The organism is Mycobacterium paraense, assembly GCF_002101815.1.
Taxonomy (GTDB): domain Bacteria; phylum Actinomycetota; class Actinomycetes; order Mycobacteriales; family Mycobacteriaceae; genus Mycobacterium; species Mycobacterium paraense.
Window position 1 is genome coordinate 19,658 of sequence record NZ_LQPM01000014.1, and the last position, 14,777, is coordinate 34,434.

Consider the following 14,777-nt stretch of genomic DNA (forward strand, 5'->3'; position numbering starts at 1 on the left):
GCGAAAGTCAATGCCCGCAGGGCGAATCGAAAGCTTTGGCCGCCGCCATCCGGCGCACCGACGCTTCGATGTTGGGCATGCTCAATTCCCCGGCGTTGAGCGCGGACACCAGCCGGTCGAGTACCGCCGGGACCGCGGTGGTGCTCACCCACAGCGCGGTGTCGTTGCCGGCCTGCAGGGCCTTGAGCACCGCCTCCGCGATCCCGTAGCGATCGGTGATCGCTCGCATGCTCGACAGGTCGTCGGTGAACACCGGCCCGTCGAATGGCGGCCCGCCGTAACCTTTTCCGTTGCGCAACAACGAGATCGCGGCCGCGCTGAGGCTGGCGGGGTCACTACCGGTCAGGCCCGGAACCTGCATGTGGCCGACCATCACACCGACCGGCGCCTGCGATACCAGCGTGCGATAGGGCGCCAGGTCGACGCCCTGCAAGTCGTCCAGCGGCGGGGTGACCACGCCCATCGCGTGTGAGTCACCCGACGCGTGGCCGTGCCCGGGAAAGTGCTTGAGCACCGGCAGCACGCCGGCGTCCCGCAGGCCGCGCGCGTACGCGCCCGCGTACTTCGTCACCACCGCGGGGTCGTCGCTGAATGACCTGTCGCCGATCACCGTGTGGTCGGGCGCATCGGTGACGTCGACGACCGGGGCGAAATCGATCGTGATGCCGAGTTGGCGCATCCTGCGGCCGCGGTCCAGCGCCAGTTGGTAGGCCTGATCGGCCGATTCACTGTGGGCCAGAGCGCGGGCCGACGGTGCCTGCCCGAGCAGGGCGGGCGCCGACAACCGCTCGACGCGCCCACCCTCCTCGTCGACGCTGACCGCCAGGTGCAGCGGGCCCGCCGAGCGGGCGATCTCGGCAAGCGAGCCGTCGGTCAGCATCGACAGGTTGGTCCAGCTGGCGATGAAGATGCCGCCGACGTGCTGGTTGGCGACGACCGCGCGGGCGTCGGCCGCGTCGGTCACGCCGACCATCAGCAGTTGGGCGAGCTTGTCCCGGTTCGACATCGACGCCAGCAACCGCGTCGTGTCGCAACCAGCCGGCGGGGCCGCGACGGGGCCGGGCGGGGCCGAAGCCGGCGAGGACGCGGGCCGGTGGGTCCGCTCCAGCCGCAGGCCCACGATCACGCCACCGGCCACCACGGCGATGGCGACCAGGCAGGCGACGACGACCGCGCGCGTGGACGGCCGGCGCGACCGGCCAGGCGCGGGCGCGCCATCGATTGCCGCGTCGGCCGAATCGGGGCGATCGTCGGTTCCTTCGGCGGGATCGGTTGGCCGATCAGTTGTCATCCAGGTCGCCCATCAGGTCCTATTCGCGGGTTTACGGCAGCGACTATTCTCGCTCTCACGGGTGCAGCTCGGTCAACCGGGAGGATCGGCCCATGACGACACCCCACCAGCCCGGCTGGTATGACGACCCACGGGATCCCGACGCCCAACGGTACTGGGACGGCCGGGGCTGGACGCCGCACCGCCGGCAGTGGTCCCCGCCCGGTCCGGAAAGCCCGGGCGTGGCGGGGCAGGTGGCGCACGACCGGCCCCCGGCGGTCGAGGGCTTCGCCGCCAGGATGTCCGTCGCCGCCTGGATTGTGGTCGCGGGGCTCGTCGTCACAGCGATGTCGACATTCCTGCCGTTTGCGACCGAGAGCGTCCGATTGTTCGGAGAAACGCTGGGCTCGCGCGAAATTCCCGCCAACGGCACGGCGAAGTTTGTCGTCATCGCGTTGGTCGCCGTCGCCGCCGCGTTGGCGTTTCCCGTTCTGCCGGGATCCCAAATGGTGGTGGGGCGACTGATCGGGCTCAGCGTCGTGGTGGGCCTGCTCGCCGGCCTGACGATCGTCTGGTTCAACACGGTGGCCGCGGAGAACGACAAGGGCTTGGGCGTCGTGCAGATCAAGCCGGCAGTGGGGGTGATGGTGTACGGGGCGGCGGTCATCGTCACCGCCGTGGGGGTCGTGCGGCTCTGGATCGAACGGGCAAAGACGTCCCGGTCAACGGTCCACAACCAGGGAGCCTGGCCCCCGGGTTGTTAATCTGGCGGAGTGGACGAGACCAGCGAAAACCCGGCCAAGGCCGCGCTTGCGGCCACAAGCTGGGCCCTGCTGGGGATGATGTCCTACGAAGAGGAAGTCTCCGGCTATGACCTCAAGAAGTGGATCGACTGGAGCGTCGACCTCTACTACTGGAGCCCGTCCTACAGCCAGATCTACACGGAGCTGAAGAAACTCGAGGGCCTTGGACTGGTCACGTCGCGCGTCGAGCACGACGAGGGCACCCGCAGCCGGCGGCTCTACAAGATCACCCCGGCCGGGATGGACGCCATCATCGAGTGGACCAACCATGCGCCGGTCGATCCACCGGTGCTCAAACACAGTGTGCTGCTTCGGGTTACGTTCGGCCACCTGAGCAATCCGGGCCGGCTGAAGGAAATACTGCAGGAGCACGTGGCGTACGCGGAAGCCAGGCACCGCAAGGCGGTGGAAGATGCGGACGGGGCCGAGGTCGAACCCGCCTGGGCGTACTCGGTGATCGCGTTGCGCTGGGCGGCGAAGTATTACGCCGCCGAGCGTGAGTTCGCCTTGGAATTGATGAAGGAAATCGACGAGGCGGACGGCATCCTGCAGAAGGCTGCGAAGGGCGGCTTGGGCAAACCGCGCCCGAAGCCCGGTTATTGGCGCGAGGTCGAGAAGCAGGTCCAGGCCAAGCGCGAATCCGAGTAGGGCCGCCTAGTCAACGCCCGCCGCGTCACGGGCCGCGACGTAGCCGTACACGAGTCCCTGGGCGATGGTGGCCCCCGCACCGGGATACGTGGTGCCAAAGGCGTTGGCGGCGGTGTTGCCGATGGCGTACAGCCCGGCGATAACCCCGCCGTCTTCACCAAGCACCCGTGCCCGCTCGTCGGCCTTGAGCCCGCCGCAGGTGCCCAGATCGCTGAGCACCATTTTCACCGCGTAGAAGGGGCCTTTCAGCAACGGGCGCAGGTTGGGATTCGGCCTGACCGTCGGGTCGCCGTAGTACCGGTCGTAGGCGCTGCGGCCGCGACCAAAGTCGGGATCCTGACCCGCGGAGGCGTTTTGGTTGAACCGCGTCATGGTCTCGACGAACTCCGCCACGGGAACCCCCATCCGGTCGCCCAGCTCACCGAGGCTGTCGGCGCGCACCGCGATGCCGGCGTCGTACCAGCGCTGCGGGATCCGCATCCGCGGAAACAGTTCGGCGCCAAAGACATAGCTGTTGCGGTACTGCTGGTCGAAGACGATCCACATCGCTTCGACGGGGTTGCCCGATCGCTCCATCGCCAACAAACCCTGGCCGAACGACATGTAGTCCGCCGACTCGTTGGCGAACCGGTGGCCCTGCTGGTTCACGATCAGGCAGCCGGGCAGCGACCTTTCGGCCAGCATCACCGCCGGTGCCTTCCCGGGCAGCGGCGCGATGGCCGGAAACCACCACGCCTGCTCCATCAAATCGATGTCGGCGCCGGCTTCTTGCCCCGCGCGGATCCCGTCGCCGGTGTTCGATTCGGCGCCCAGGCTCAGGTGTGCGCCGAGCGACTCCGACTGGAACTTCCACCGCATGTCCATGCTGTGGTCGAACCCGCCGGTGGCCAGCACCACGCCCCGCCGGGCCGTCACGGTCACTTCCCGTCCCCCATGGTCGACGACCGCTCCCGTCACCCGGTCGCCGTCGCGGTCCAGGCGCAACAGCTTGGTGTCCGTCCACACCGGGATGCCGGCGCGCAACACGCCGGCGAACAGCCCGGCCATCAGGCCCTGGCCGCCCGCCGCGTAGCGCCGGCCCAGCAGTCGGCCACCGAAGCCCTGCGCCACCCGTTTGCCGAACGTGGGAATGCCCTTGCGGGGGACCCGCGCTACCAAATTCATCCAGCGGTAGTCGGCGCCGGTGGTGGGTATCGAAACGCCCGCCTCCAACACGCCGGGCCGCAGCCGGGTGCGATATTCACCCAGCACCGAAGTGTCGAACGGGCGGCATTCGCAGGTGCGCCCCGCGGCGCTGCCGCCGGGCTCCTCCGGGTGGTAATCGGAATAGTCACGGGCCCAGAACAGCCTCAGCGGGGTGGTGCGACGGAGCAGCTCCACCACCGCGGGCACATGCGTGACGAAGGCGGCGGAGCGTTGCCGGGGGGCGGAGCCCGCCACCACCGAGTCCAGGTAGGTGGCGGCGCGCTGAGCGGTGTCGTCGGCGCCGGTATCCCGCAGCACCGGGGAGGCGGGTAACCAGAGGGCGCCGCCGGATCGGGCGGTCGAGCCGCCGACATAGGACGACTTCTCGACGATCAGCACCGACAGCCCCAGTTCGTGCGCCGCCAGTGCCGCGGCCATGCCGGTGCCCGACCCGACCACCAGCAGGTCCACGGTCGTGTCGGCCACGGGAAGCCCGGCCGGAATCGTCGTGCTGTGCGCGGTCACTCGAGAACGGTATGCCGGGGCGGCACGACAGCGGAAGAGCCGTCCTGATCAGTGGGAACATCCCGACCCACGAACCGGGTAGGGGAGTTCAATCGCGCGTATGACGGCGCAGTCCGATATCGACGAAATCCGGCTCATCGAAGCCGATGCCGCTCCCACCAGATTCGCCCGCGGCTGGCACTGCCTGGGCCTGATAAGGGATTTCGGGGACGGCAAGCCGCACGCGGTCAACGCGTTCGGGCGGAAGCTGGTCGTCTTTCGCGGCGGGGACGGAAACCTCAACGTCCTCGATGCCTACTGCCGCCACATGGGCGGCGACCTGTCACAGGGCACGGTAAAGGGCGACGCGATCGCATGCCCGTTCCACGATTGGCGCTGGGGCGGCGACGGGCGCTGTAAGCAGGTGCCGTACAGCCGGCGCACACCCAAGCTGGCCCGCACACAAGCGTGGACCACACTGCAGCAGGACGGCATGTTGTTCGTGTGGAACGACCCGGAGGGCAAGCCACCCCCGCCGGAGGTCACGATCCCCCGCATCGAGGGGGCGACGAGCGACGACTGGACCGACTGGCATTGGTACACCACCGTCGTTCAGAGCAACTGCCGCGAAATCATCGACAACGTCGTGGACATGGCGCACTTCTTCTACATTCATGGGTCGCTGCCGACGTATTTCAAGAACATCTTCGAAGGTCACGTGGCGACGCAGTACATGAACGGCGGCAGCCGGCCCGACCTGGGCGGCCCCGAGGAGACCACCATGCTGGGAACCACGTCGGTGGCGTCCTACTACGGCCCGTCCTTCATGATCGACGACCTGACCTACCACTACACCGACGGTGACGCCAAGACGATCCTGATCAACTGCCATTACCCCATCGACGCGAATTCCTTTGTGCTGCAATACGGCATCATCGTCCAGAAAGCCGGCAACCTGTCGGGCGAGCAGGCCATGCAGACCGCGATCAGTCTCGGCGACTTCGTGAAGCTCGGTTTCGAGCAGGACGTCGAGATCTGGCGGCACAAGGCGCGCATCGACAACCCCCTGCTGGTCGAGGAGGACGGCCCGGTATACCAACTTCGGCGCTGGTACCAGCAGTTCTACGTCGACGCCACCGACGTGCAACCGGACATGGTGGACCGCTTCGAGTTCGAGTTGGACACGACCCGGCCGTACGAGGCCTGGATGAAGGAGGTCGAGTCCAACGTGGCCGCCCGGGAAACCATCGCGGGCTCGGTGTGATGCCCGCGGACTCGAGGCGGGACAACCGGCTCGACGAGATGCCGATGGCGGCGGTGGTGTGCCGGACCTGCGGCGCGCACGTGCTGGCCCGCAAGAGCAGTTGGAATCAGACCAGCGTGCAATGGAACGCCGACGCGACGGCCCGGTGCCCCGAGCGCGCCGAGGCCCAGAAGATGTCCGATCACGGTAGGGGAGTATTCCTCGCGTGCACAGCGCTGAGCGAGTCCATCCTCGATGCGATCCGGCGCGGCGACTTGGTTATCGTCGACGAAATGGCGCGAGCGGCAACGTAATCGCCCGCGCGCGTGCTTCAGGCGTGCGCCCCGCCGTCGATCCGGATTTCGGTGCCGGTGATGAATGCGCCGTCGTCGGAGGCGACCATGGCGATGACCGATGCCACCGCGCCCGGGTCGCCCAGGATGTCGTTCTCCTCGCCGTGCAGCAGCGGCGTCTGCTTGGCCCACAAGCCCAGGTCGTATCCGTCGGGCATCTTGTCCAGGGTGCTCAGCGCCAGCGCGGTGGCCACCCCGCCGGGCTGAATGTTGACCGCGCGCAGCCCCCGCTTCGAGTACTCGAGCGCCAGCGAGTGGGTGAACGACAGCACCCCGCCCTTGCTGGCCGCGTAGGCCGCCATGTAGGGGTGCGCGAACGACGCCGCGGTGGAGGTGAAGTTGACCACCACGCCACGGCCGGAGTCCAGTAGCGCGGGAAGCGCCTGGCGGGTCATCAGGAAGGTGCCCGTGAGGTTGATCGCCAGGGTCGCGTTCCAGTCGGCCAGCGTGTGCTCGTGGGTGTTGGCGCAGCGCTGGATGGCGGCCGCGTTGATCAGCACTTCGAGGCCGCCGAGTTCGGCAACGGCGGGGTCCACGGCGGCCCTCACGGCGTCCTCGTCGGAGATGTCGAGGACAACGGTGGTGAGGCGGTTGCCGGTGCCGGCCGCGTCGGCCGCGGCTGCGGTGCGAGCCAGCCCATCCGCCGAGACGTCGTAGGCGATGACGGTGCCGCCCTCGTCGAGTAACCGGGCGACGGTGGCCTGTCCGATTCCGGAGCCGGCTCCGGTCACGATGGCACGCCTGTCCGCGAAACGATCCATCAGCAAAGCCATTTCGCTCATGCCACCTGGAAGGCGCTGATCGGGGCTTCCTCGGGGTAAACCGCCGGACCCCCGAGGTCGTAGGCGGCGTTCAGGGCGCTGATGAACGCCGGATCGTGCAGCGGTTCGCCGGGGATGTCGAGCTTGATGCCCCTGCGCCCGAGGTCGTCGACCATGATGTCGATGGCCTTCTCGATCGTCAGGTCGTCGGAGCCCTCCATGTTCTTCTTCAGCTCGTCGTGGTCGGCGAACACCTCCGCGGACCAGTGCACCAGGAACCGCAGTTCGTCGGTGTGGTGGCGCGCGATCACGTCGTCGCCGTTCTTCAGCAGCCAGTGCTCGCGATCGCCCGGGTCGCCGGCGAACACGGTGTCGAACGTCAGTCCGGCCGGAATCTGTTGGTCCAGAGGCCCATTCGCCTCGCCGCGGTGCACCATCATCTCGTTCTGTACGACGACTCCGCGGTTGTAGACGGGCGGCAGCACCCGCTTGGGCGCTTGCAGGGGGCCGTCGGGCCAGTAGGTGAAGCCGCTGCCCGCGTCCAGTGAGAACCAGGTGATCACCTGCGCCATCTTGATCAGGTAGTCCTGGAACAGGCCGGACTTACCCATCACGCTGGTCAGCCACGTGGGCGCGTTCTCGTGCCGCACGCCGCGAAAGCTCGGCGAATCCAGGTGCCCGGGATCGCGATTCGCGCACGGCCCGTTGATGTTGAACAGCATCAGTTGCGGCTTGGCGTACTGCGCCTTCCAGTAGTTCTTGGCCAACTCCACAAACTCGGCGTGGTAGAAGCAGTCGTGCAGTTCCGGGTACAGCACGGCGCCGTAGTTCGCCAGATAGCCGCGGAAGGTCGGGGTCAGAAACAGATCGAGCGACGGCGTAAAGCCCTCCGGGAAGACGCCGCTCATGGTGGCGATCAGCTCGTCGGCCGACGCGAAGTGCTGGGCGATGATCAGCCTCCACGGGCCCTGGGTGCGAACCACATCGAGCAGCCGCTCCCGCTGGTCGTCCGTATAGACGTCCTCGATCTCCCGGGGCGGTGCGGCCGGCCGCAACACGTCGGAAAGCTCCATCCGCCGCTCGTCGGTGAGCATCAGCTGTCTCCTTTGCAGTCCTGGATCGATTGATTGTGCGCAGGCTCAGCGCGACGCGGGCTGCGGCTGCCCGGTGATCGGGAGGTCAAAACGCAACGGATGGCTGAATTTGGCGCGCAGCAGCGCCCCGATCTCCGCAATGGCCAGCCGGCCGCGCGCGGTCGCGTCGGAGCGCATCAAAAAGCCGTGATACATGCCCGGATAGCGGGCGGTGATCGTCTGCACGCCGGCATCGCGCAACCGGTCCGCGTACCGCTCACCCCAGTCCCGGATGGGATCGCAGCCGCCGGTCACCACGATCGCCGGCGGCAACCCGGACAGGTCGGAGGCGTAGGCCGGGACCAGATAGGGATCGCTGGGCGCACCCGCGTCGCCGTCGGCCAGCGCGTGCAGGTAGTCGATGTCGTCGCGCGCGAGCAGCGGCGCATCCGCGAGCGCGGCAATGGAAGGAACGGACATGTCGCGATCCAGCCCCGGATACAGCAGCACCTGCACGCAGACCGCCGGCCCGCCTCGGTCACGGGCGGCGAGCGCGATCCCCGCCGCCAACGAGCCGCCCGCGCTGTCGCCGACCACCGCGAGCCGCTCGGGGTCGACGCCCAATTCGGCGGCGTTGCGCGAAACCCATGCGGTGGCCGCATAGGCGTCGTCGAACTGCGCCGGCGGCGGGAATTCGGGGGCCAGCCGGTAGTCGACCGCCACGACCGTGGCACCCGACGCCGCCGCCAGCTCACGAGCCAGCGGTTCGAACGAGTGGTTGGAACCCATCACGAGGCCCCCGCCGTGCAGATAAACCAGCACGGGGCCACCGGTATCGGTGGTGGGGCGGTAGATCCGAACTTCGATGTCGCCGCCGGGACCGGGAATGGCGGTCTCGGTGACCGCGGCCATGTCGGGCATCGCGCCGGGAAGCGGGGCGGATTCCAGCCCGGCGCGCACCGCGGACAGGCCCCGTTGCCGCATCGGCGCGATGGGACCGAACGAGGCCACCCGCGCCGCGGCGTCGGGATCCAGCGCGGGCGTCACCATCTCACGGCGTTCCCGTGTCGAAGCGGCTGTCGGTGCGCAACGCCGGGGCCTGTTGCGAGGCAAGCACGTTCGCGCGCTCGGCCATCGCCGCGCCGACCGCGCCGGGATGGGTGTGCAGATAGAAGCGGCCCTCGGCGGCCTGGTCGAACAGCATCTCGGCGGCTTGACGTGGATCCATGGCCGCGGCCTTGACGTCGAGCATGGCCGAGCGCTGCGCCTCGGCGGCGGTGACGTCACCCGAGCCGTGGGCGTCGACTCCGCCGGCCGACTCGAAGATGTTCGATGCCACCGGTCCGGGGAGCACGGCCTGCACGTGAATGTGATGACCGTGCCCGGTCGATTCGACCTCCAGATACAGGCACTCCGTCAACGCCAGCACCGCGTGCTTGCTCACGATGTAGGGGGCCTGCAACGGAATTGCCACCACCGCGCCGACCGATGCGATGTTCCACACCCATGCGCGCTGGCCGGCGGCCATCATCTTCGGCAGGAAAGCCCGCACGCCGTAGAAGACGCCGCTGACGTTGATGTCGATGACGCGCCGCCAGTTGGCCACCGGCGTGTCCCACAGGTAGCCGAACTGTTCGACGCCGGCGTTGTTGACCAGCAGCCGCACCGGGCCGACGTCCCGGTAGACCCGCTCGGCAAGCTCGTGCACGGCCTCGGGGTTGCGCACGTCGCAGGCGACGTCGACCGCCGATCCGCCCGCGGCGCGCAGTTCGTCGGCGACCGATGCGGCCGCCGCGTGGTCAATGTCGGCCAGCACCACCGTCATCCCGAGCGAGCCGGCGTGGCGCGCCAGGCCGGCACCCAGGCCGGAGCCGGCCCCGGTGACGACGGCGATCCCGCCGGAAAATGCGTCCCCGGCGCTCACGAACCCGCGGCGCTGTCGGCGGCCAACTCCGCCAGCGGCACCGAGTTGGTGGCATCCAGGACGACGTCCATCTCGGTGAACTGAAGCCCGTCGGCCCCGCGCCGGACGCCGACGTTGACGACCCCGCTGGACACCGCGAACGGCACGAAGTTGGCGATCTGGTTGACGAAGATGTAGAACCGCGCCCGGGTCACGTCACCGTCGCTGCCGGTGCGGTGCACGTTGGTGGCGTGGTGGCGCAGCGGGTACGGGCTTTGCTTGCGGTGTTCCGACAGCCATTCCATCACCTCGTCGCGGCCGTTGAGCTCCGGTGACATCAATTCCTCGAAAGGGCTTGCGCCGGAGTCGCTTCGGGTCAGGTAGTGCACGTTCTCGGCGTAGCTGGCCGCCATCTCGTCGTAGTGGGCCTCGTCGTAGTGGTACCAGAAGCCGGCGATGAACTCCTGCAATTCGGGCAGCGTGATGTCATGGGCCATGGCGCTAGTCAACGCCGGGGGTGGCCGGGCCGACAGGCCGATGCCCGGTCAGTGGAACATGGTCTGGTAGTCAGGCCCGTTCCGGCGCGAACACGCCGGATGCGAAGCGTTCACGCAACAGGCGTTTGAGCAGCTTGCCGCTCGGGTTTTTCGGCAACGAGTCGACGAAGAAGATGCGCTTGGGCGTCTTGAATCCCGCCAGGTGGGCCCGGCAATGCGCGACGAGGTCTTGTTCGGTCAGCGTGACGCTGTCGCGGGGAACGACGGCGGCCACCACGGCCTCCACCCACACCGGGTGCGCCAGGCCGAACACCGCGACCTCCTGGATGCCGGTGTGCCGGTACAGGACCTCCTCGACCTCCCGGCTGGCGACGTTCTCCCCACCGGTCTTGATCATGTCCTTCTTGCGGTCGACGACGTGTAACAGGCCGTGCTCGTCGTAGCAGCCCAGATCGCCGGAGTGGAACCAGCCGCCACGGAAGGCGTCGGCGGTGCGTTCCGAGTCGTCGAGGTAACCCAGCATCAGATGTGGGCTGCGGTGGGCGATTTCGCCGACGACACCGGCGCCGACCGGGATGTCGTCGGCGTCGAGGATCGCGGTTTCGACGTTGGCGACGGGGCGTCCGGCCGAACCGGCGTGTGCGTCCTGTTCCTCGGGGCCCAGTGCCGAGGCCAGCGGGGCCATCTCGGTCTGGCCGTAGAAGTTCCACAGCCTCAGATTCGGCAGCCGCCGCCGCATCTCCGCCAGGACCTCGACCGGCATCGCCGAGGCGCCGTAATAGCCCTTGCGCAGGCTAGAGAGGTCGACCGCGTCGAACACCGGCGAGCGCAGCAGCGAGATCCACACCGTCGGGGGAGCGAAGTAGTTGGTGACGCGGTATCGCTCGATCGTGCGCAGCACCGTTTGCGGGTCCGGTCCCCGCAGGATGATGCTGGTGGCGCCGAGGTAGATGTCGGTGGCCAGGAAGTTGTCCAGCTGCGCGCAGTGGTACAGCGGCAGCGAGTGGATTTCGACGTCGTCGTGGGTCATCTCGCCCGCGACGATGGTGCTCACGTACTGCCACATCAGGCTGCGGCTGGTATGCACGGCCGCCTTGGGGTGCGACTCGGTTCCGCTGGTGTACATCAGCCGGACCGGCTGGTCGTCGCCGATGTGCGGGCCGGGGGCCCGGGAGTCGGTGGAAAGCCAGTCCGCGAAGTCCGCCCAGCCGGGTGGGGCGCCGCGCCCGGCAGGCGCCAGCGCGACCCGGACTTCCACCACGCCACCGCGCCGCATCGCCTCTTCGGCCGTCGGCGCCAGCTCGGATTCGACGACAAAGCCGCGGACCCGGCTATGACCGAGGATGTAGGCGATCTCCTCGGCGGTCAGCATGAAGTTGATGGGGACCAGCACCACCCCGGCGCGCGCCGTGGCGAACGCCAGCACCGCATACTGCCAACAGTTGTGCGCCAGCAGCGCGATGCGGTCGCCGGGCCCAAAGCCGTTGTCGTGCAATGCCGCCGCGGCGCGGTCGACCAGGTGGTCGAACCCGGCGAAGCTCAGCGCCACGTCGCCGTCGATGACCGCGGTCTTGTTCGGGTGCCGGCGGGCCGAGCGGCGGGGGACATCGCCGAGCCCATGGCTGCGCGCCCGCGCGACGATCGCGTCCAGCTCGTGGGGCTGCATGCCCGCCACGGTAGGCGGCGGCAAGGAGTCGCCGGCCGCCGGTGTCCCGCTGAGTAGACACGGACCCGCACATCCGGGCCGACCGATTCGATACTCGTTGACATGAGCGCTGACGAACTGCGGGCGAACCTGCGCCAGGCGGATCCCGGCGTGCTGGTTGCGGTGCTGGCGCAACTGACCGGCGACGCGGCGGTGGTCGACCGCTTCGCACCGAAGATCTCGCATGTGCCGGACCCACCGGAGCAGGCCGGCGTGACCGATCCCGAGACCGCCGCGGCGCTCGTCGAGGCGGTCGTCGCCGCTCTGCAGTCGCCCCGCCGCAGCGACGCGGTGCCCGCCGACGACCTCGACCTCTTCGCGCGCATCGCGCCCGTCGGCCTGGGCGGCACCGTCGGCCCCGAGTATCTCGGATTGCTGCTCGAGCAGGGCGGGTTCCAGCCGTCGCAGCCCGTGCTGCCGCGCACCGCCAAGCTTCCCGACGGCTTCAAGGTCGTCATCATCGGGGCCGGTATCGCCGGGATCACCGCCGCCCTGGCCTGCGCGGACGCGGGCATCGAATACGAGATCATCGAGCGGCACGACGAGGTCGGCGGCACCTGGTACACCACAACGTATCCCGGTATCGGCGTGGACACCCCGTCGGCGTACTACTCCCTGTCGCGCGACATCAACGGCGATTGGTCGAGTTACTACCCGATGGGCGCGGAGTACCAGGCCTACCTGGTGTCGGTGGCCGACAAAAACGACGTGCGCACGCGCACCCGGTTCGGCACCGAGGCCGAAGCGCTGTGGTGGGACGAACAGCGGCAGCAGTGGCAGATCCATTCGGTGGGACCCGACGGCACCCGCGACGTGAGCTACGCCAACGTGGTGATTCCCGCCGCCGGTTATCTCAACCGTCCCCGCTGGCCGGATCTGCCTGGCCGCGAGGCGTTCTCGGGGATCTCGCTGCACTCCGCGCGGTGGGATCCCGATCTCGATCTGACGGGTAAAAGGGTTGCCGTCATCGGCGCCGGGTGCACCGCGGTGCAGATCGTCGACGCCTGCGTGGACAAGGTCGCGCACCTGACGGTGTTCCAGCGCCAGCCGCACTGGGTGGCCCCGCGGCGGCGCGCGTCCGACGCGGTACCGGAATACCAGCGGTGGCTGGGCACCAGGCTGCCGTACTACGCGAATTGGGTTCGACTCAAATCGTATTGGGGAACGGCGGACAACAACTACCCGGTGATTCTGCACGATCCCGACTGGGCGGCCGAGCACCTGTCGATCTCACCGGCCAACGACGTGCTGCTGCAGATCTGCCTGGGCTACATCGATCGGGTGTTCGGCGCCGGCAGCGACCTCGCGCGCAAGGTCACGCCGGACTTCGCCCCGTACGGCAAGCGGATCATCCGCGATCCCGGCGGCTATTACGCGGCGCTGGCGCGCGAGCATGTGGACGTTGAGGCCGGCGAGCCGGCCCGGGTCAACGAGGCGGGAATCGTGACGGCCGACGGCCGGCAGATCGACCTCGACGTCATCGTCTACGCGACCGGCTACTACCTGGATTTCCTTTCCACCGTTGATATCCGGGGCCGCAACGGGCGGCGGCTGACCGAGGAGTGGGGCGACATTCCGCGGGCCTACCGGGGCGGGATGGTGCCCGGCTTCCCGAACATGTTCATTTCCTCGGCACCCAACTACAGCCCGGGGCACGGGGCGGGCCACAACTTCGGTGTCGAGGTGATGGTCCACTTCGTCATGGAATGCCTGCAATTGATGGCGCTGCGCCAGGCGGCCACCATCGAGGTGACGCAGGACGCCTACGATCGCTACGTCGCCGACCTCGATGCGACCATGGCCGGTACCGTCTGGTGCCACACTCCCTCCGCGCACACCTACTACCGCTCGGGCGGAGGGCGGATCGTGACCGCCTTCCCGTATCGCCTGGTCGACTTCTGGCGCGACCATCGCGCCCCGGCCGAAGAGGATCTCGCCCTGCGATGAGCCGATTGCTCTCCGGTAAAACGGCTTTGGTGACGGGCAGTAGCCGGGGAATCGGCCGGGCGATCGCCCGGCGGCTGGCCGCCGAGGGCGCCACGGTGGCGGTCACCGCGCGCTCGCACACGCCGTCGGTGTCGACGCGGTCCGGAACGCGTTCCGCGCTGCCGGGCACCATCGGCGAGACGATCGGTCTGATCGAGGCCGCCGGGGGGCAGGCGTTCGGCGTCGCGGCCAACCTGGAGGACGCCGGGCAGCGTGACGGGTTGGTCGACACGGTGCTCGATCGCACCGGGCGCATCGACATCCTGGTCAACAACGCCGGTTTCGCCGACTACTCGCTGGTCGAGCAGATGAGCCTGGAAACGTTCGACCGCACAGTCGAGCACTACCTGCGCGTGCCGTTCGTCCTGACGAAATCCGCCGTGCCCCAGATGCGCAAGCAAGGCGCGGGCTGGATCGTCAACGTCGGCTCGGTCACCGGCCTGGCGCCGGTGCGGCCGTACCGGGAGTACAACAAGATTTCGGGCGACGTGATCTACGCGTCGATGAAGGCCGCCCTGCACCGGTTCACCCAGGGGGTGGCCGCGGAACTGCTGGACGCGAATATCGCGGTGAATTGCGTCGGGCCGTCGACGGCGGTCCGGACACCCGGTGCCGCGCAGCTGATTCCGGACACTTTCCCGACCGAGCCGGTGGAGTACCTGGCCGAGACGGTGCTGGCGATGTGCCACCTGCCCGCCGCGCAGCGCACCGGGTTGGTCGCGTTCAGCCTGCACTACCCCTGGTCGCAGCGGTTGCCGGTGCACAGTCTCGACGGCGCGAAGGTGTTGCCGCCGTTGCAGCCGCCGGCGACCGCCAACCCGAATATCTCGCCGACGGGAATCTGAC

Annotated in this window: 13 protein-coding genes and 1 pseudogene; 6 read left to right on the forward strand and 8 right to left on the reverse strand. The window is 68.5% G+C overall.

Annotation, left to right across the window (positions count from 1 at the left end; translation table 11 throughout):
• Window positions 1-7 precede the first annotated feature (7 nt).
• Window positions 8-1,291, reverse strand: coding sequence for a glycoside hydrolase family 3 N-terminal domain-containing protein (locus AWB89_RS14670; protein ID WP_085174606.1), 1,284 nt, complete (start codon window positions 1,289-1,291; stop codon window positions 8-10).
• Between the two features lie 92 nt (window positions 1,292-1,383).
• Between AWB89_RS14670 and AWB89_RS28460 the strand changes: the two are divergent.
• Window positions 1,384-1,488: pseudogene (locus AWB89_RS28460) on the forward strand (DUF2510 domain-containing protein); the annotation flags it as partial.
• 621 nt (window positions 1,489-2,109) lie between these two features.
• Window positions 2,110-2,721 (forward strand): PadR family transcriptional regulator, encoded by a 612-nt coding sequence (locus AWB89_RS14680; protein ID WP_241519428.1) that lies wholly within the window; start codon window positions 2,110-2,112, stop codon window positions 2,719-2,721.
• A gap of 6 nt (window positions 2,722-2,727) precedes the next feature.
• Here AWB89_RS14680 and AWB89_RS14685 read toward each other — a convergent pair whose 3' ends face one another.
• Window positions 2,728-4,431: a 3-ketosteroid-delta-1-dehydrogenase gene (locus AWB89_RS14685; protein WP_085174608.1), complete on the reverse strand. Its 1,704-nt coding sequence runs from the start codon at window positions 4,429-4,431 to the stop codon at window positions 2,728-2,730.
• A 100-nt stretch (window positions 4,432-4,531) separates the two neighbouring features.
• Between AWB89_RS14685 and AWB89_RS14690 the strand changes: the two genes are divergently transcribed.
• Window positions 4,532-5,674, forward strand: a complete 1,143-nt coding sequence (locus AWB89_RS14690) for a 3-ketosteroid-9-alpha-monooxygenase, oxygenase component (protein WP_085174610.1) — start codon at window positions 4,532-4,534, stop codon at window positions 5,672-5,674.
• Window positions 5,674-5,967 carry a ferredoxin gene (locus AWB89_RS14695; protein WP_085174612.1) on the forward strand — a complete coding sequence of 98 codons (294 nt, stop codon included), beginning with the start codon at window positions 5,674-5,676 and terminating at the stop codon, window positions 5,965-5,967. The genes AWB89_RS14690 and AWB89_RS14695 overlap by 1 nt, the downstream gene beginning before the upstream one ends.
• A 17-nt stretch (window positions 5,968-5,984) precedes the next feature.
• Here the strand turns inward: AWB89_RS14695 and AWB89_RS14700 are convergent, their stop codons facing one another.
• From AWB89_RS14700 to AWB89_RS14725, 6 genes are all read right to left on the reverse strand, one after another.
• Window positions 5,985-6,767, reverse strand: coding sequence for an SDR family NAD(P)-dependent oxidoreductase (locus AWB89_RS14700; RefSeq protein WP_085174709.1), 783 nt, complete (start codon window positions 6,765-6,767; stop codon window positions 5,985-5,987).
• 17 nt (window positions 6,768-6,784) lie between these two features.
• Window positions 6,785-7,861 carry a hypothetical protein gene (locus AWB89_RS14705; protein ID WP_085174614.1) on the reverse strand — a complete coding sequence of 359 codons (1,077 nt, stop codon included), beginning with the start codon at window positions 7,859-7,861 and terminating at the stop codon, window positions 6,785-6,787.
• 45 nt (window positions 7,862-7,906) lie between these two features.
• Window positions 7,907-8,890 carry an alpha/beta hydrolase gene (locus tag AWB89_RS14710; protein WP_085174616.1) on the reverse strand — a complete coding sequence of 328 codons (984 nt, stop codon included), beginning with the start codon at window positions 8,888-8,890 and terminating at the stop codon, window positions 7,907-7,909.
• A 1-nt stretch (window position 8,891) separates the two neighbouring features.
• Entirely contained in the window at window positions 8,892-9,764 is an 873-nt protein-coding gene (locus AWB89_RS14715; RefSeq protein WP_085101104.1) for an SDR family NAD(P)-dependent oxidoreductase, read from the reverse strand.
• A complete protein-coding gene (locus AWB89_RS14720) occupies window positions 9,761-10,240 on the reverse strand; it encodes a nuclear transport factor 2 family protein (RefSeq protein WP_085101101.1) in 480 nt (159 codons plus the stop codon). The genes AWB89_RS14715 and AWB89_RS14720 overlap by 4 nt, the downstream gene beginning before the upstream one ends.
• A 70-nt stretch (window positions 10,241-10,310) precedes the next feature.
• A complete protein-coding gene (locus tag AWB89_RS14725) occupies window positions 10,311-11,915 on the reverse strand; it encodes an acyl-CoA synthetase (protein ID WP_174627838.1) in 1,605 nt (534 codons plus the stop codon).
• Between the two features lie 93 nt (window positions 11,916-12,008).
• On the opposite strand from AWB89_RS14725, the gene AWB89_RS14730 reads away from it, so the two are divergent.
• Both AWB89_RS14730 and AWB89_RS14735 read left to right on the forward strand, forming a co-directional pair.
• Window positions 12,009-13,892, forward strand: coding sequence for a flavin-containing monooxygenase (locus tag AWB89_RS14730; RefSeq protein WP_085174618.1), 1,884 nt, complete (start codon window positions 12,009-12,011; stop codon window positions 13,890-13,892).
• Window positions 13,889-14,776 (forward strand): SDR family NAD(P)-dependent oxidoreductase, encoded by an 888-nt coding sequence (locus AWB89_RS14735; protein ID WP_085174620.1) that lies wholly within the window; start codon window positions 13,889-13,891, stop codon window positions 14,774-14,776. Before AWB89_RS14730 ends, AWB89_RS14735 begins: the two co-directional genes overlap by 4 nt.
• The last annotated feature ends 1 nt before the right edge of the window (window position 14,777 follow it).